15 protein-coding genes are annotated in these 16,283 nt (G+C 66.7%); 12 read left to right on the plus strand and 3 right to left on the minus strand.

Annotated features, from left to right (window positions below; all coding sequences use genetic code 11):
- Nucleotides 1–10 precede the first annotated feature (10 nt).
- Nucleotides 11–589 carry a hypothetical protein gene (locus HUA75_RS44250; RefSeq protein WP_141640781.1) on the minus strand — a complete coding sequence of 193 codons (579 nt, stop codon included), beginning with the start codon at nucleotides 587–589 and terminating at the stop codon, nucleotides 11–13.
- A 69-nt stretch (nucleotides 590–658) separates the two neighbouring features.
- Nucleotides 659–1,093, minus strand: coding sequence for a hypothetical protein (locus HUA75_RS44255; protein WP_141640780.1), 435 nt, complete (start codon nucleotides 1,091–1,093; stop codon nucleotides 659–661).
- A gap of 350 nt (nucleotides 1,094–1,443) precedes the next feature.
- On the opposite strand from HUA75_RS44255, the gene HUA75_RS44260 reads away from it, so the two are divergent.
- Nucleotides 1,444–3,810 (plus strand): hypothetical protein, encoded by a 2,367-nt coding sequence (locus HUA75_RS44260; RefSeq protein WP_174489892.1) that lies wholly within the window; start codon nucleotides 1,444–1,446, stop codon nucleotides 3,808–3,810.
- 59 nt (nucleotides 3,811–3,869) lie between these two features.
- Here the strand turns inward: HUA75_RS44260 and HUA75_RS44265 are convergent, their stop codons facing one another.
- Entirely contained in the window at nucleotides 3,870–5,198 is a 1,329-nt protein-coding gene (locus HUA75_RS44265; protein ID WP_174457980.1) for a carboxypeptidase-like regulatory domain-containing protein, read from the minus strand.
- A 388-nt stretch (nucleotides 5,199–5,586) separates the two neighbouring features.
- Between HUA75_RS44265 and HUA75_RS44270 the strand changes: the two genes are divergently transcribed.
- The 11 genes from HUA75_RS44270 (at nucleotide 5,587) to HUA75_RS44320 (ending at nucleotide 16,173) form a co-directional block, all read left to right on the plus strand.
- The gene (locus HUA75_RS44270; protein WP_141640778.1) at nucleotides 5,587–6,045 is read left to right on the plus strand and encodes a DUF4150 domain-containing protein; all 459 of its coding nucleotides are present in this window, start codon (nucleotides 5,587–5,589) and stop codon (nucleotides 6,043–6,045) included.
- 20 nt (nucleotides 6,046–6,065) lie between these two features.
- Nucleotides 6,066–7,232: a hypothetical protein gene (locus HUA75_RS44275; RefSeq protein WP_174489893.1), complete on the plus strand. Its 1,167-nt coding sequence runs from the start codon at nucleotides 6,066–6,068 to the stop codon at nucleotides 7,230–7,232.
- A 21-nt stretch (nucleotides 7,233–7,253) separates the two neighbouring features.
- Entirely contained in the window at nucleotides 7,254–7,931 is a 678-nt protein-coding gene (locus tag HUA75_RS44280; protein ID WP_141640776.1) for an AHH domain-containing protein, read from the plus strand.
- Between the two features lie 69 nt (nucleotides 7,932–8,000).
- Nucleotides 8,001–8,564 carry an imm11 family protein gene (locus HUA75_RS44285; protein WP_217446561.1) on the plus strand — a complete coding sequence of 188 codons (564 nt, stop codon included), beginning with the start codon at nucleotides 8,001–8,003 and terminating at the stop codon, nucleotides 8,562–8,564.
- Between the two features lie 18 nt (nucleotides 8,565–8,582).
- Complete coding sequence (locus HUA75_RS44290) at nucleotides 8,583–9,323, plus strand: Imm49 family immunity protein (RefSeq protein ID WP_174489895.1); 741 nt, start codon at nucleotides 8,583–8,585, stop codon at nucleotides 9,321–9,323.
- Between the two features lie 166 nt (nucleotides 9,324–9,489).
- On the plus strand, nucleotides 9,490–10,347 hold the full coding sequence (locus HUA75_RS44295) for a glycosyltransferase family 2 protein (protein WP_174489896.1): 858 nt from the start codon (nucleotides 9,490–9,492) through the stop codon (nucleotides 10,345–10,347).
- 148 nt (nucleotides 10,348–10,495) lie between these two features.
- The gene (locus tag HUA75_RS44300) at nucleotides 10,496–11,293 is read left to right on the plus strand and encodes a radical SAM protein (RefSeq protein WP_174489897.1); all 798 of its coding nucleotides are present in this window, start codon (nucleotides 10,496–10,498) and stop codon (nucleotides 11,291–11,293) included.
- Complete coding sequence (locus HUA75_RS44305; protein ID WP_141640772.1) at nucleotides 11,290–12,144, plus strand: glycosyltransferase; 855 nt, start codon at nucleotides 11,290–11,292, stop codon at nucleotides 12,142–12,144. The genes HUA75_RS44300 and HUA75_RS44305 overlap by 4 nt, the downstream gene beginning before the upstream one ends.
- Nucleotides 12,145–12,497: 353 nt before the next feature.
- Nucleotides 12,498–14,276: a glycosyltransferase gene (locus tag HUA75_RS44310; protein ID WP_174489898.1), complete on the plus strand. Its 1,779-nt coding sequence runs from the start codon at nucleotides 12,498–12,500 to the stop codon at nucleotides 14,274–14,276.
- A 276-nt stretch (nucleotides 14,277–14,552) separates the two neighbouring features.
- Nucleotides 14,553–14,837 (plus strand): hypothetical protein, encoded by a 285-nt coding sequence (locus HUA75_RS44315; RefSeq protein WP_174489899.1) that lies wholly within the window; start codon nucleotides 14,553–14,555, stop codon nucleotides 14,835–14,837.
- Nucleotides 14,838–15,051: 214 nt separating this feature from the next.
- Nucleotides 15,052–16,173: an LVIVD repeat-containing protein gene (locus HUA75_RS44320; protein WP_174489900.1), complete on the plus strand. Its 1,122-nt coding sequence runs from the start codon at nucleotides 15,052–15,054 to the stop codon at nucleotides 16,171–16,173.
- The last annotated feature ends 110 nt before the right edge of the window (nucleotides 16,174–16,283 follow it).

Here is a 16,283-nt window from a genome sequence, read left to right on the forward strand (position 1 = left end):
CCAGCGAGGACTACTGACCGCCGCGCAGCAGCTGCGACTGCGCGAAGGCGGCGAGCTGCTGGGCGTTGAACTTGCCCTGCGCGATGTCGCCCACGGCGGTGGCCGCATTGCGGACCGTCTCCACGGTGTCCGCCAGCTTGCCCACGTTCTGCGCCTGGCCGAGCATGCTGCTCACGCCCGCCAGCGGGCCACCGGCCACCATGGACAGCCCGTTGTCGATGAACTTGTCGGCGAACGGCTTCGCCAGCTGGCCAATGCCGAACGGCAGGGAGTCCAGCGCCTTGCCGACGATGTCCTTGAGAGGACCGGTGATGGCGCTGAGGCCCTTCTCGAGCAGGCCGGAAATCTTGCCGAGGGCCTCGGAGACCTTGCCGACGGCGTCGCTGAGCCCCTTGGCCAACCCGCCCAGGCTACTGGCCAGTCCGCCCAGGCCCCCCAATGCCTTGCCGAGCCCACCCAGTGCGTTGCTGATGCTGTTCGCGGCCTTGCTCGCCGCGTCGGCGGCCTTGCTCGCCGCGTTGCTCGCGGAGTTGCTCGCGCTGTTCGCACCGTTGCTACCACCCGCGCCACTGGAGCCGCCGACGGACATGGGATTTCCTCGTGAAATGTAGGTTTGCCTGATTATCGGGGACTACCCGGCGGAGTTGCGTCCGGCCCCTCAAAGGCGATCAGGCCCCCGGGGCAGGTTCTTGAGGAGGGCCTGGCTGGTGGCCTCGTCGACCTCGACCCGCGTCTGGTTCTCGTCGCCCCGCAGGGAGGGCTTGTTCTGGGAGGCTGCCTGGGTCGCCTCGAAGCCCGTGGAGTAGGAGGCCGGTGGGCCCAGGCCCAGCTCCCCTCGCGCCGCGCTCTTGAAGAACTCCCCCACCTCCTGGATGGAGGGTGGATCATACCCGGCGGCCCGCAGCGCCTCGTCCGGGACGACCTGCAGCACCGGCTCCTTCTCCGGGTGCTGGGCATAGTCGAGCACCAGCTCCACGTAGGCGGCCAGCTCCATGCCCACCGATTTGGCGATGCGCTGGGTGTCTGGGTCCGCGAGCAGCTCGGCGCGGACATTCTCCACGGGACGCGTGAGGCGGGGCTTCTGCTCGGACATGTCGGACCGGCTCCCTGAGCGGTGAAGTGCGGCCCTGGAGGTTAACCGGACCTGGAAGCAGGCTCCAATCTCTCGACAATTCCAGGGCTTACGCACCCTGGCACCGGCCTCCGTCGCAATGCGTCTCATGAAAAGAAGCCCCGGCGTCTGCCCTGTCTCCGAGACGACAAAGAATGGCGTCTGCCATCCGCCGCCGCGCCAGGAGTGTCCGCGGGCCAACACTCCTCACGCCCTCCGGGGCACACCCTCAGTGAAGTGTAAAATATAAGGAACTCGGGGATTTCTGGCGCCCTCCCGGGCCTCCGTCATCCCCGTTCCAGACAGTCATTCACTGCCGAGGGAGCCATTCCATGCACCATGTCTTGAAGTCCGCTGTCTGCCTTACCGCCCTGCTGGCGGCGCCCGCGTGGGCGTTCAAGCCAGAAGCGCCTTCCGCGCCGGGTTCGCTGGCGAGCCAGGCCTTCTTCAAGCCCGAGCTCACCATCCCCAGCGGACAGGTGCCGCTCGAGGAGGCGCTGCCGAAGCTGAGCCGTTCGGGCGCCAGCGCGTGGGATGACTTCTTCGCGCGCAACGGCCGCGGCTTCCAGGTCTACGTCGATGCCCAGACGGGCACGGCCGCGAACCTCATGGGCTCGGTCCCCCTCATCCCGGGCACCGGTGCGGGCAACAAGCTCACGCTGGACTCCGTCCGCAACCAGCTGGGTCGAGCCGTCGCGCGGGTGGACGCGGCCGTCGTCGGGGACCTGGTCCTCCAGTTCATCGAGGCCAACCAGGCCGCGATTGGCGTGGATGTGCTCCAGTTGGGAGAGCCCCGCGTCGAGCAGATCGCCGAGCACCTGTGGCAGGTCTCCATCCCCCAGCAGCTCAAGGGCATCCCGGTCCGCTACGGGCGCATGGCGGCCACCATCAGCCACGGCAACCTGGTGCTGCTGGGCACCGAGTCCTGGGCCAACGTGGACATCTCTCCCCTGCCCCTGCTGGCCGCGGACCAGGCCATGGTCGCGGGCTACGAGCGCTTTGGCCTCTACGAGAGCCCCTCCACGCTCTGGAAGGCCCCCACGCTGGAAATCGTCCCCGTGGCCCGCCAGGGCGCGGGCTTCGGCGCGGCCTATGGCCACCAGCTCGTGTGGAGCTACGGCTTCCAGCAGCCCGGTGAGCACGAGCGCTGGAAGGTCACGGTGGATGCCACCCGCGGCGAGGTGCTGTCGCTCGAGGACGACAACCACTACTTCGACCAGACCATCAAGGGCGGCGCCTATCTGTTGACCAACACGGACACCTGCACCGCGACGGCGACGTGCGGGGTGAGCTTCGCCAACACGCCCATGCCGTGGGCCGACACCGGCTTCCCGGGGCCGAACGACTACACGGACAGCGCTGGCGTCTTCGACTACACGGCGGGCACCACCACCACCACCCTCAACGGCAAGTACATCCGCATCCAGGACAACTGCGGCCCCGTCACCGCCTCCGCCCCGGGCACCATCGACCTGGGCGGCGTCACCGGGCAGCACGACTGCACCACGCCGGGCTTCTCCGCTGGCAACACCTCCGCGTCGCGCAGCTCCTTCTACGAGCTGAACCGGATTGCCCAGATTGCCCGAGGCTGGCTGCCCACCAACGTGTGGCTCAACGGCCAGCTCACCTCCAACATGAACATCGTCAGCACCTGCAACGCGTTCTGGACGGGGTCCACGGTCAACTTCTTCCGCAGCGGCGGCGGGTGCCGGAACACGGGCGAAATCGCCGCCGTGTTCGACCACGAGTGGGGCCATGGCATGGACGACAACGACGTCGCCGGCACGCTGAGCAACTCCAGCGAGGCCTACGCGGACATCGCGGCCATCTACCGCCTGCCGACCTCGTGCGTGGGCCACGGCTTCTTCCAGACCGTCGACCAGGGCTGCGGCATGACGCCGGACGGCACGGGCTACAACGTGAACGAGGCGCAGACGGGAGCGCCCTGGTGCGCCAGCCGCTGCTCGGGCGTGCGTGACGCGGACTGGGCGGCCCAGGTGCCCAACACGCCCGCCACGCCGCAGAACTTCGTCTGTGGCCGGTGCGGCGGCGGCGGCGGCCCCTGCGGCAGGCAGGTCCACTGCGCGGCCTCTCCCGTCCGTCAGGCGGCGTGGGACCTCGTCGCCCGCGACTTGCGCGCGGCCCCCTTCAGCTACGACGCGAACACTGCCAACACCATGGGCAACAAGCTGTTCTACCAGGGCAGTGGCAACATCGGCATCTGGCACGCCTGTGACTGTACGCTCGGCACGTCCAGCGGCTGTGGCGCCACCAACGGCTACATGCAGTGGCTGGCGGCGGACGATGACAACGGCAACCTCATCGACGGCACGCCGCACATGACGGCCATCTATGCCGCCTTCGCTCGCCACAACATCGCCTGCTCCTCGCCGGCCCGCATCAACGCGGGTTGCGCGGGTGGACCCACGGCGGCGCCCGCGCTCACCGTGACGCCGGGCGTTGGCCAGGCGAACCTGTCCTGGAGCGCGGTGGCCGGAGCCACCGAGTACTGGGTGATGAAGTCGGACGGCTTCGCCGCGTGCAACTACGGCAAGGCGAAGATCGCCACCGTCACTGGCACCACGTACACGGACACGGAGGTGATGGCGGGACGCTCGCACTGCTACTCCATCGTCCCGGCCAGCAGCAACGCCTGCTACGCGCCCGCGAGCACCTGCACCTGCACCACGCCGACCTGATTCATCCGGTGAGTCCCGGCGCGGCCCACATGAGGCCGCGCCGGGGTTTCAGGCCCGGCCTACGGGTTGTAGACGAACGTCACCGTGGAGTTGCACGGCTGGGTGTTGTTCACGATGTCCGTCAGGGTGATGTCGCCGAAGGGGGTGACGGTCGACTTGGGGAAGCCCGTGCCGCCCCAGGGCGCGCCCGAGTTGAACTGGGTGAAGCCGCCCGTCGGGGTGTAGATGGGATAGGTGGACGGGTCCGTCGGGTTGGGGTTGGAGAAGATGGTCATGTTCGCCGCGCAGTCCGCGGGCGCACCGAGCGGGAACTCGACGCCGACTTCCTGGTCCACGTTCGGACGGTTGTTGTAGAGGACGACGAACGGGATGGCCGGCGTCACCGTGTCCGTGAAGGGGACGAAGGTGTTGCCCGCGTTCTGCATCGCGAGGTTGAGCTTGATGTCGTAGCAGTACGCGGGGAAGCCCACGAACTCGACGATGGTGCAGGCGGGGTTGGTGAACTCCAGGTCGATGTTCCAGGTGCCGAGGCCGCCGTTGGAGGGGACGACCGAGCTGGGCGTGGACGCCGGCCCGCCGATGAGCGTGAAGGTGCTGCCAGCGCTGTTCGGGCGGAAGTTGGCGCGCTGCTCCACCCAGCGGTTGATGGTCGCGTCGAAGCGCCACCCGGCCGCGCGGCAGGTGCCGTTGAGCACACAGGGAGGCATGCGGCCTCCGGCGGCCTGCGGAACGCGGAGGGTGACCTCGGCGGTCCGGTCCTTGCCGAGGTTCACCGGCTGGCCGTCGAGCGTCGTCGCGCCGATGAAGAAGGCGCCCACGGACTCGAGCGCGACCTGCCTGCCGCCCTGGTTCACCGCCGTGAAGTCACCCGGCATGCCGCGCGGGTTGTAGGTGGCGGCGGAGACGAGCACCGTGCCCGTCACCGGCTGGCCCGCGGCGTTGAACAGGGAGCCCGCGGGGATGACCACGGACAGGTCACCGGCCTCGATGGTGATGGCCTGCGTCGCGCTGAACTGCCGGATGGGCGCGCGGGGCAGGACGTGGGTGTTGTTGAGCAGGCCCGCGCTCAGGTAGTCGGTCATCGGCGCGAAGCCCGACTTGCTCACGCTGATGATGTAGCCGGTCGTGCTGTTGACGGACACGAAGTACTTGCCGGCCGTGTCGGTGGTCCGGTTGATGCCGTTGATGACCACCGTGGCGCCGGCAATCGGCTGACCGCTGGGGTCGAGCACGGTGCCGGTGAAGGTCGCCAGGCCCTGCGACACCGTCCCCTCGAGGACCTCCTCGGGAGCCGTCTCCGTGGGACCTACCGCGGGACCGTCGAGGCACCCGAACGAAAGCACCGCGGGAGCCAGGACTGAGAGACACCACTTCTTCATCGTCGTCATGACAGGTTCTCCTCGGCTGCGTTTGCTGCGGCCAGCGCCAGGACTGGCGCCGACCGGCACGGCGAGGACACGGTAGTGAAACCGTGAAGAACCACACACTGCGGGTATGCCCGAAAGGACAAGCAAGTGTCGGGTGGCTGACGATTCATCGTGGATTGCCCGTATCACCGAGACTTGATGGCGCAGGGCGGCAAGGAGGAGCAGGGTCGGTGGAGACCGTGACAAGGTTGAGTGCAGGCGGCCACAATGTACGGAGTCCACGCAGAACTTCGGAGGATGTGTCCAAGCCGCCGCGATGAAGGTTTGTCAGGCTCGCCTGATTTTCCTCGGGGAGGCTCGCGCTGCGTGCCCCTCGCGCTATCCTGTTCATCTCCGCGAGGGGGGCGTCATGCCTGTCAACACGGGTGTCAACAAGATGTCCGTGGTGACCAAGGACAGTGGGGGCGTCAGCACGGCGTTCCCAGACGTGTGCAGGACGCCCAGCCCGGGAGGCCCTGTGCCCATTCCCTATCCCAACGTGGCGCAGTCCTCGGACACGGACAAGGGCACAAAGAAGGTATCCGTGGGCGGCAACCCGGTGTGTGTGAATGACTCCACCTTCAAGACGAGCACCGGCGACGAGGCCGGTACCGCTGGCGGCGGAGTAGCCTCCAGCAAGACCCAGGGCAAGGCCGAGTTCGTCAACTACTCGTTCGACGTGAAGTTCGAGGGCAAGAACGTGGCGCGCGCCTTTGACCTGATGCTCCACAACGACAAGAACACGCCTCCCTTCCCCGTCATGCAGGGCCCCGTCGTCGCCATGGGCGACAGCGCCACCAACAAACCGTGCCCATGCTGCGATGAGTGAACTCCACCGAGGCGCGAGCCATGCCGCCTGAGACCTGGCCCACCGGTGCGCTCGCTGTCACGGCGCTCGGCGCTGTCTCTCCGCTCGGTTGGGATGCGCCGTCGAGTTGTGCGGCCGCGAGAGCGGGCCTGCTCCGGATTGCGCCGCTGGACGACTACGTCGGGCGCGACCCGGATACCGGGAACGCCGAGTCGGTCCGCGGGCACACCGTGGCCGGCTGCACGGAGGGCTTCACCGGAAACGGGCGGCTGCTCCGCCTGGGCGCGGTCGCCATGTCGGACCTGCGGCGCTCCTGCCCGGAGGAGGACTGGAGGCAGACTGGCCTCGTCCTCAACCTCCCCAGCGGACTGCCCCTCCAAGCCGCCGCCAAGGCCAGCGGCCTTCAGCCCAGCCTGGACTCCGAAGCGGAAGAGGAGTCCGAACCGGACACCCTGGAGGCACTGCGCCCACAGCAGGAGCAGTTGCTGCTCACCCGGCTCACACGTCTGGCGGACGTCCCGGTGCCCGCAGGCCACTGGCGTGTCACTCGGGGTGACCAGGCCGGATTCCTCCATGCACTGGCCGCCGCGACACAGCTGCTCGCGAAACGCGCCGTCTCGCGCTGCATCGTCGGTGGCATCGACAGCTACGTGGACCGGCCCGTCGTGGAGGCGCTCGACTCACTGCGGCTGCTGAAGACCCCGTCCAGGCCCCAGGGAGTCCTCCCTGGGGAGTGCGCCACCTTTCTCCTGGTGGAGCCCCTGGCGCTCGCTCGGCGGCGGGGTGCCCGCATCGACTGCGTGCTCGGGGCGCACGCGCTGCGTCGCGAGCCCCATGACCGGTTCGCGGGGCGCCCCTGGAATGGCGAAGCGCTCGCCGAGGCCTGCGCCCAGGTCTGGCAGGCGCTGCCCGCCGCGCAGCAGCCGGGCCGCCTCATCGGCAACCTGACGGGTGACGAGCGCCGGGCGTATGACTGGGGCTGCGCGCTCAGCCGGCTGATGGGACGGGGCCTGCCCTCCGAGTTGCCCGCGTGGAACACGGGGATTTGCTTCGGGGAGATTGGCGCCGCCACTGCGCCCATGGCCATCACCATGGCCGCCCGCGCCTTCGCCCGAGGATATGGGGGCACCCGGAGCATTCTGGTCTGGCTTGCAAGCGACAGTGGTGAGCGAGGCGCCCTGCATGTGCTGGCGCCTCCTTCTTCTTGAAGTCGGTCCGGAGGACGGGACATGAAACGCCACATCTTCGCGGAGCTGGCCGAGAGCAAGGGCATCTGGGTCTTCAAGCAGGACGACTCCGCGACCAACTACCGGAAGAACGGGCACGCAGCGACTCTGGGAGACCCGGGCCGCAACAACCGCTACCGGACCCCCAAGCGCATCCTGGCCACACTCAAGGCACGGGGAACCAAGCCATCCATTCTGCTTCCCAGCATTCTCGCGCACGGTCCCGAGCACGTCGGGCGCTACTATTTCGAGTACGTCGCGGTCAGCATCCTCGGCCTCTCCTTCGCGAACTTCTCCAAGGGCTTCACGCCTTACGAGAACGAGGCCCACCACCTCATCCCCCAGGCTCAGTTCCTGGCCCTGTTCGGCGAGCGCGAGGCCGCGATGCTGAAGCGGGTCGACTACAACGTCCACAACGGCCGCAACCTCATCTTCCTCCCCGGAACCCTGAAGGGATGCGACTTCCACAACCTGCCCTACCATCTGGGTTCGCACCCGACCTACGACACGCACGTCGCCAATGACGCTCGCCAGCTGTCCAACGAATTGAAGGAGCTGTCCGACGACGCCTGCACGGAGGAGGTCCTCATCAACATCAAGGAGCGGCTGATGTCCCTTCAGGAGAAGTATTGGAAGCTGCTGGCGAACGCGGGGGCCAGGACAGTGAATGATAGTGTCTAGGCGCCCAAGCAGACCCGTGCCTTCATGAACTACCACCCTTGGACCGAAGAAGATGATGACGATTCCTTCGTGAGGCTCCTGAAGCTTCCGAAAGAGCTCGACGCCAAGAGCTACATGCTCACCAAGGGCGTCCCGGTGAGCAGTTGGTTCCCCTCCGACGTTGTCTTCGACTTCGCTCCCAATGGGGGCATCAAGCCGGGGGACTCCGTCCGCAACGTGCTGGGCCTGCACATCGTCTCGGAGAAGCTCCGGGGCATCCTCGCGTCCAGCGCGGGTGCCCGCTTCGAGTTTCTGCCCGTGAAGCTGCGCAACCACAAGAAGAAGGTCGTGCCAGAGCCCTACTACCTGGCCAACCTGCTCGACGTGGTGGCTTGCGTAAACCGGGAGCGTTCGGTCTTCACCGTGAACGAGCTGTTCAAGGACCGGCTCCGCGACTTCGAGAAGCTGGTACTGGACCCGGGAAAGCTGGGGCCAGACACGAAGCTCTTCCGGCTGGGGGAGAATACGGAACTGGTCATCGTCCGCGAGGATCAGGCCCGCGCGATCCTCCAGGCTGGCTGCACGGGCATGAAGTTCATGCCCCTGGAGGACTACGGCGCGGAACTCAGGCTCAAGGACAACTACGATCTCTGAGTCCGCGGCCTCCGCCCCATGCGAACGGTCATCCTCAACCTCCGCCTTGAGCTGGAGCTATTGCGCGAAGCCATGGGCAAGCCGGCGGAGGGACCGGCTCAGCGGGCCCGGCGGATGCACGAGGTCTCCCGGCACGAGCGCATGCTGGGCATCGCCCTGTTGCTGGCGGAGGCGGACACCGACGGCTTTTTCCGCCACTTGACCCTATCGGCGGAGGCCCATGCCCGGCTGCTGAAAGAAACGCGGGACAGCGGGCAAGCCGTGCGCTTCGCGGGGGCTGGCAACATCCACCCCTTCTGCGACGCGCTGGTCGCCGGCCAGGACACCCTTGCACGGGAGCTGGCGCGGTTGGCGCCGGAGCAGTGGATACCCGGGGAGGAGTACGAGGAGGACTTCGTCTACGGTCGCTTCCTCCATGTCCTGCTGCTCGAAGGTGATCAAGACCTCGCGCGGCAAGAGGCGCTGCTTGACCGGATGGCCCAGCTGGACCCCGAGCCGGAGCCCCGCCAGCGCCTGTGCCGAGCACTCTTCGACCGGGACGCCGACGCCTTCGAGGTCGCGCTGGTGGAGGCAGCCAGCGCTCACCATCGGCGCAGCAACGAACTCGCGGCGACACGCTTCTCCCCTACTCCCGAAGGTCAGACGGAGCGATATGTCTTCATCGAGGGCCTGGCCCTGCTTCGTCTGGCGAAGGCGGCGGGGCTCCGGACGGAACCGGAGCACCGGCTGATGCCTTCCCTGGCGCGATGGTGGGATTAAGGCAGCCCCCTGAGCGCGCCCCTCATTTGAAGGATCTGGAACGCATCCCGAGGCGATTCCGAGATGCGGAGACTGAGACTCCGACTGCTGCGAAGGGGCAGAGCCTGGTGCCTGGAATGGCCCCAGGGGCTTGAATCTGGCGCCAGGCCGCGCTGAGAAGGGATGGATGACTCCCCGTCCAGGATGCTCAGCACTAATTGCTACGAGGAACCGCTGGGAACTGCTCTTCGGGCGGGCATTGCCTTCCATCCGCCTACAGACCCGCGCGGTCCGCGAGGTCGTCATAGTGAATGACGGTGCGTCATTCACTGCCGAACAGCAGGCGGCACTGCGGTGGCTGCTCCATCCGCTGCCGCTCGTCATGCTCGACAATCAGAGAGCCAATGGGGCCGCGGGCGCCTGGAACACCGGGCTGGCACACCTGCTCGCCTCGTCAAGCGAGGGGTTCGTGGCCCTCCTCGACGATGACGATTCCTGGGAATCGTCGCACGTCGCTGAAAACCTCCGTGCCGCCGAACGCGAGCAAGCCGACATCGTCGTGTCTGGACTCCGGCTGGTGATGGATGGCCAAGAGCGGGAGCGCGCGTTGCCTGAAGGGCTTATCCCCAGCGACTTCCTCATCGGAAATCCGGGATGGCAGGGGTCGAATACATTCGTGTCTCGACGCCTGTGGGCGACGGTTCGGGGCTTTCGCGACGGGCTTCGGAGCCTCAACGATAGGGACCTCGCCATCCGCCTGCTGCGCGCACAGGGGAGCCGCGTCGCATACACCGGTCAATGGACGGCGACCTGGCACCTGTCCACCCAAGGGGATGCGTTGTCGTCGCCGCGCTCACCCGCGAAAATCTCGGGCCTGCGCTGGTTCTGGCGGCTCTATGGTGGTGAGCTGTCGGAGGCACAGGCCAAGGCGTTCTTCGCGCGCGCCGAGTGTCTTTTCGGCGTGCGGCGCACCGAGATCGAGGCGGGCGGCGAGGATGTCCCACCGCACCAGCTTCCGTGGGGGGATCTGCATGAGACCGGCTGAGAGCAGCTTCGACAGGCCACCAAAAACCTCAAGTCGGTGGCTGTTCCCGCTGCGAGGGTGGTACCGGGCTCGGGCATGGTGGCGCCATCTCCGGGTGTCCCGAGGCCTCACGCAAGTGCTGGGACCTCAGTACGCCCGCAGCCGGGACTTGATCGAGATAGACATCACCTACCTCTGCAATCTGAGCTGCTTCAACTGCAACCGCTCCGTGCGGCAGGCGCCGGAAGCACTCCATCTGCCCCTCGATGGCGTCACTGCTTTCGTCGAGCAATCACTTGCTCGAGGGAAGCGCTGGCGGAGAATCCGTGTGCTCGGCGGCGAGCCGACACTCCATCCCGCCTTCTTCGCCATCATCGAAGAGCTGCGCCGCTATCGCCGGTCAAATCCGGAGTGCATCATCGAGGTCGTGACCAACGGACATGAGGAGGCTGTCCGGTCGCGGCTCGCCCGGCTGCCAGCGGATATCTGGGTTGAGAATTCCGCCAAGACGAGCGATGTGCAACCAACCTTCGGGCCCTTCAACCTTGCCCCAGTAGACGACCCTGCGTACCGGCACGCCGACTTCCGCAACGGCTGCGCCATCATGCGAGACTGTGGGATGGGATTGACGCCGCTCGGCTACTTCCCCTGCGCCGTGGCGGGCGGAGTGACGCGCATCACTGGAGAGGGCGGCGGCCGGACGGAGCTGCCCACCGATGACGATGAAATGGAGGACCTCATCGAGCGCAACTGCCGGCTGTGCGGACGATTCCGCGATGGACATTACGTGCCCACGAACATCAGGCCGACGATGCTCGAGGAGCGGATGTCCCCCTCCTGGATTGCGCTCTACCGGGATTGGTGGCGGAAGCACAAGCCAGGCCGACAGCTCCCCGCCGCTCTCGCTGGAGAGGCCGCTGTACCTGTGCTCGCGCCGAAGGCCTCGCATCTCGAGGAGCCGTCATGACGCTGGAACTCGCCGGGTTCGGGCACGTACGGTCCGTGAGCCTTGCCGGGACATCCGTGGCAGCGGTCGCCAGCGAACAGCACGCCTGGAACTCCGAGGTGGTGGTCTTGGTCAATGTGCACAACCAGGCCGGGCCACTCACCAGATGCCTCGAATCCATCGCGAGGCAGGAGCGCCCCACCGGCGGCCTCGGGGTCGTGGTGGTCGATGACGATTCAAGCGACGACTGGGCGGTCACGGTCGGTCATTTCCGGAAACAGCTTCCGCTCGTTGTCTGCAGCACACGGTGTGGTTCTCCATCGCGAGCACGGAATGCGGCACTTTCTCTTGTTGCTGAGGCAATGCGAAACGCACGATGGGTCGCTCGACTCGATGCGGACGATTGCTTCTCGACGGTGCGATCCCTGGCCTCGGCGTGCGCACTGGGTGACCGCCGCGATGCACGCTGGGTGCTTGGTGGAAACCGGCTCGTCCGGGAGGGACGGCTCCTCGAACAAGACAACCCGGCGACGGAGGAGCTCCTTCGACCAGCCCACGTGCTCTCCATGCTGAGGTCCATGGCCGAGGGCACGGCCAAGAACGAGCTGCCATCCTGCAATCTCCTGCTCCATCCGCGAGCAGGTTGGCGGTATCCCGAGGTCGAGAGCGCCGAGGATCACTGGCTCGTCACTGACCTCCTCTTGAACCAAGCCTCTTCAGGCGCGGTGCTCACGGCCCCGTCGTACTGCGATTACAACCTGGGGGGAGAGGTGACGGCGGCGAACCGGCGCTCGGAACGATACGTCGCCTCGCGGCAGGCCCTGTTCGCACAGGCACAGGTGTGGGCGGCACGGCTGGACGGCGGACGATGATTCTGGGGACGGGCCAGGAGGGGGTGGTCCAACGCATTGGCGAATTCGTCGAGAAGCGATTTCATCCGGGCGCCATCGAAGCATCGAAGGTGGACTGGTTGAGCGGTGCACTCCGCGGCACCATGCCTTTCATTCCCGAGCCAGAGTGGACGTTCTCTGAGGGAACGTGGGTGCTGCGCTACCCTTGGTTCGAGACACTTTCCGCCGAAGACCTCTCCCTGGACGAGGTCAGGGAATTTTTCCTCTTTTGTCTCGAGAAGAATCTTGTCTGCGCAAACATCAAGCGTGCGAACTTCCGCCGACGCATAGGGGGCGGACTGACGTTCATCGACGTTGGTGCGTGGATTGTCCCAATGAACGTGGACTACTTCCGCGACGCCGCGGCACGAGCATTCACCCTTGCCTCGCTGGGGTGGACGGATGAGGAGCTTCGACAGCGCAGCCGTGAGCTGCGCGAGGACGGTTCGCTCACAAGGCTCCCGGGCTTCGCCGACTTCTACCGGGAGTTGCTCACCCAGCACGCGCTTCGGCAGTGGAGGACCGCCGGACCGACAGAGCCACGAGAGCTCGCGCCGGCCTCCGACGTCACGCTCCTCATCAAGGCGTGCGCGATGGATGTGGCGATGCTCCTCACCCAGGTGCGTCACATCGTCGGGCAGCTCGAGTCTCCGCGCCGCTTCGCGCGACGCATCCTCCTCGTGGACCCCTATCCCGGACCGTTTCCTCGCGAGTACGCGCCGGGGGATCTGCCGGGCCTGATTTCTTCGGCCGAGCAGCTTCAGCGAGAGGCGACCCTCGACGAAATCTGGGTTGCGCCTGGGGAGCCGGGGCTCGTCGCGGCGGTGAACGCGGCATGGTTTGGCCTCGCGTGTGACGTAACGCACTCCGCGCGCGGGATACCCGTCACGCCGCAGCTCTGGGGCTTCGACCAGATACAGACCCGGTACGTGCTCCAGTGCGACCTCGACGTGCTGGTCGGCCGGCGCGACTTCGGCCACGACTACCTGGGGGAGATGCGAGCGGCCGCGGCACCTGAGGACGTCCTGGGGGTGGCGTTCAACATCCCGCAGCCCGAAAATGTGAAGTCGCGGCCGTACGACGCGCCCCTCGGCGCGTTCGTCCCTGAGGTGCGCTGTGGCCTGCTCGACCTGGAGCGGGTTCGTGCATGTCGACCGCTCCCGAACGAGCTGATTGATGGGCGGCTCGCCCGCTCCTGGTATCGCTCGCTCGAAGCGCATCAACAGCGGCATGGGCTGAGGACCCTGCGTGGCGGCGATGCACGGACCTTCTACATCCACCCACCGAACGTCTTGAAAACGGATGAGGCGTTCCTCTCCCGCGCACGCGACCTGGTCGGCCAGGGACAGGTGCCTGAAAGGCAGCGGGGCCAATGGGACCTCACGGGACTCCCCGAGGACTGGGCGTATGCGCAGCGCCATGAGTCCATCGTGTTTCTCATCAAGGGGCAGGATGCGGGCCTTTCACGGGTGCGGCGCTGTCTCAGGAGCCTCGCCATGCAGGAGGACCAGCGCTTCGGAATCGTCCTCATCGACGATGCCAGTGAAGGACTGTTGCCGTGGCAGATGGGCCCGCTGCTCGAGCCTTTCAGGGGCCGGTGCACGCTGGTGCGGCACGCACGGCATGCGGGACGAATCCTCAATTTCCGGTTGGGCATCCTCGAACTCTGTGCCGACCCTGAGACGCTCGTGGTGGTGCTCGATATGGATGATGCGCTGCTGAGCCGTACCGGCGTTGGCCGACTGCGCGCCGAGTATGAGCAGGGCTGCGACGTCGTGTTGGCGGCCATGTTCCGACCGGATAAGCCGACGAAACTCTACCACCCCGACTTCGTCGAGCCCCGGCGGCACTGGGGCGGCGAAGTATGGATTCACCTGCGCGCCTTCAGGAAGTGGCTCTTCGACACCATCACACCGGAGGACTTGCAGCTCGACGGACGGTGGATTGAGCAGTGTACCGACTACGCGACGATGCTCCCCATCGTCGAGGCATGCCGACAGCCCGTGTACATCCCGGAGTACCTCTACTTCCACGAGCGCTCGACGCCTCGCACCCTCGAGGTGAGGGCTGTCAAAGACGACCTCATCCGGCGAATTCTCGCGAAGCGAGGGTGAACAACCGCTGGGCGGGTCTGTGTCTCCAAGGCAATCACTGGCCTCCAGGTTCCCTGTCATAAGGGAAATGCCGTGTGAGCAGGCGCAGCCAATCGCTGGCGAGGTCCTCGCACTGCGGCGTCAAATCGCCGACGTGAGGCGGCAGATGCCCCAGGACCGGGACAACATCAACGCATGGAGCATGATTGCCGTCCTCCACCAGCCGCCGAGAACCACCACGTCAGCGCACCGACTGATGGCCGACCGGGACGCGGCTCCAAACGACGTCTACGCGCGATGCAGGAGGTGCCTGGCATCTATGCCGGGGACGATGGACTGGTCCAGTCTTGCAAGTCGAAGGGTGTCCGCGTGGCCGTGGTCTCCTGGAATGGCGAGCTGCAGATCGCCGACGCTAACGGAATCCAGCCTGTGAACTACGAGGAGAGCGGGCAGACAGAGGCGCTGCGGAATGCGCTGCTTGAAACCGACATCTCCCTCTACAAGTCACCGGGGCATTGGGAGCGAATCGAACGGGCTGGAGATTCGCGAAGCGCTCCAGCCCATCAACAGGGGTCGGGGTGACGGGAACCGTGGCGCAGGCCCTGGCGAGGAGTGAGGGGCCGCTCGACGTGCAAGCGCGAAACCAGACGGGCCGTCGCGCGCTTATTCCCCGCCGCGCGCGCCTCGTTCCCCTTCACGGAGCAAGTGTTCCCACGTGCAGAGCGAATTCAAAGGGGCAGCCACTTTGCTCGTGGTGCCCGCAATCATGCATGGCGTCTCCCCTCGAGGTTCCCCGATGCCGTCCTCCTCTCGCTCGTCCTGGGTGCTCTTCCTCACGTGGAGCCTGCTGCTCTCCTCGACTCCAGGCTGCCGAGACTCGCCCCAGCCCACGCCCGATGCAGGCGTCCCCGGGGATTCGGGCACACCCGACTCCGGGACGCCGCCCTGGGACGGCACGTACACCGTGCTGGAGGAGCTGGGAGACGGCACGGGTGACCCCGGCGTGCTCTCGTCCTGCGCGCTCGTGCCTCAGGTGGGCGAGAGCCCCGCCGGAGGCTGCCTCGACCCGGCCATCTTCGACCTGTCCGCCTGCGACGCCCGAACGCTCGCCAACGTCCCGAAAGACGGCATCTACCATGTCCGGCTGCGGCGGGAATTCGCGCTGGCGGATGGCGGAGTGGGCGGCTCGTACTCCACCGTGACAATGGGCCTCATCGGCGATGGCGGCCCCAGCAGGTTCTACTACGCGCCCGTCACTCACGAGGAGCGCGACGCGGACAGCCTGCTCCTCGGCACCCACACGCTGTCCCGGGACGGGGGCAGCACCACCACCGTGCTGGCGGGATGTGAGGCGCCCAGCAACCGCTACTTCACGGGCTGCTTCGCCCGGTGCGTCAACGGCCGGGTGGTGCAGCGGGCCACCGCCGACGCCCACCGCATGCTGTGGCGTGAAGGCGAGGATGAGTCCGCCGGCGGCCTGGAGCTCGTGTCGGAAACGTACGTCGAGCAGGGCACTCCGTTGGACATCTACGTCGCGAACAACCACGCCTACGCCGTCTCCGCCAACGCCTACCTTCGCCCGGGCAAGCCGGGCGGCATCACCGTCTTCGACGTGACGGACCGGCGCAAGCCCGTGCTGAAGAAGGTCATCAGCCTCCCAGACGACCAGCTCTGGAACAGCGTGTGGGCCAAGGGGAACGCGCTGTACGTCGCCAGTCAGGACACTGGCATCGTCGTCTTCGACATCTCCAACCCCGCGGACCCTCGGCTCGTGCGCCGCGTGCCATCCAGCGCCCCCTTCGCCGTGCACACCGTGCTGGTGGACGGGGACCGCCTCTACGGCATGGGACTCTGGCCCTCGAGCAACACGCTCGTGTTCGACGTGTCCGAACCGCTAGAGCCAATGCCGATCAGTTAAGGGCGAGAAGGATCATACTGCCGCGACCGCATACAAGGAGGCGGTTGCGTGGGAAGAGGTCCATTCGGGTATTTGCCCTCTGCGGATGAGGGGGCGTTCGACCGGCTGTG

Origin of the sequence: Myxococcus sp. CA040A, assembly GCF_013336725.1 — a bacterium.
GTDB classification, from domain to species: domain Bacteria; phylum Myxococcota; class Myxococcia; order Myxococcales; family Myxococcaceae; genus Myxococcus; species Myxococcus llanfairpwllgwyngyllgogerychwyrndrobwllllantysiliogogogochensis.

Excerpts from the sequence above, each read along its gene's own strand:
- HUA75_RS44310 (WP_174489898.1), top strand. The coding sequence starts at position 12,498 with ATGAACGTGGACTACTTCCGCGACGCCGCGGCACGAGCATTCACCCTT.
- HUA75_RS44265 (WP_174457980.1), bottom strand. The coding sequence starts at position 5,198 with ATGACGACGATGAAGAAGTGGTGTCTCTCAGTCCTGGCTCCCGCGGTG.
- HUA75_RS44315 (WP_174489899.1), top strand. The coding sequence starts at position 14,553 with ATGCAGGAGGTGCCTGGCATCTATGCCGGGGACGATGGACTGGTCCAG.
- HUA75_RS44280 (WP_141640776.1), top strand. The coding sequence starts at position 7,254 with ATGAAACGCCACATCTTCGCGGAGCTGGCCGAGAGCAAGGGCATCTGG.
- HUA75_RS44255 (WP_141640780.1), bottom strand. The coding sequence starts at position 1,093 with ATGTCCGAGCAGAAGCCCCGCCTCACGCGTCCCGTGGAGAATGTCCGC.
- HUA75_RS44275 (WP_174489893.1), top strand. The coding sequence starts at position 6,066 with ATGCCGCCTGAGACCTGGCCCACCGGTGCGCTCGCTGTCACGGCGCTC.
- HUA75_RS44290 (WP_174489895.1), top strand. The coding sequence starts at position 8,583 with ATGCGAACGGTCATCCTCAACCTCCGCCTTGAGCTGGAGCTATTGCGC.
- HUA75_RS44295 (WP_174489896.1), top strand. The coding sequence starts at position 9,490 with ATGACTCCCCGTCCAGGATGCTCAGCACTAATTGCTACGAGGAACCGC.
- HUA75_RS44270 (WP_141640778.1), top strand. The coding sequence starts at position 5,587 with ATGCCTGTCAACACGGGTGTCAACAAGATGTCCGTGGTGACCAAGGAC.
- HUA75_RS44250 (WP_141640781.1), bottom strand. The coding sequence starts at position 589 with ATGTCCGTCGGCGGCTCCAGTGGCGCGGGTGGTAGCAACGGTGCGAAC.
- HUA75_RS44320 (WP_174489900.1), top strand. The coding sequence starts at position 15,052 with ATGCCGTCCTCCTCTCGCTCGTCCTGGGTGCTCTTCCTCACGTGGAGC.
- HUA75_RS44305 (WP_141640772.1), top strand. The coding sequence starts at position 11,290 with ATGACGCTGGAACTCGCCGGGTTCGGGCACGTACGGTCCGTGAGCCTT.
- HUA75_RS44260 (WP_174489892.1), top strand. The coding sequence starts at position 1,444 with ATGCACCATGTCTTGAAGTCCGCTGTCTGCCTTACCGCCCTGCTGGCG.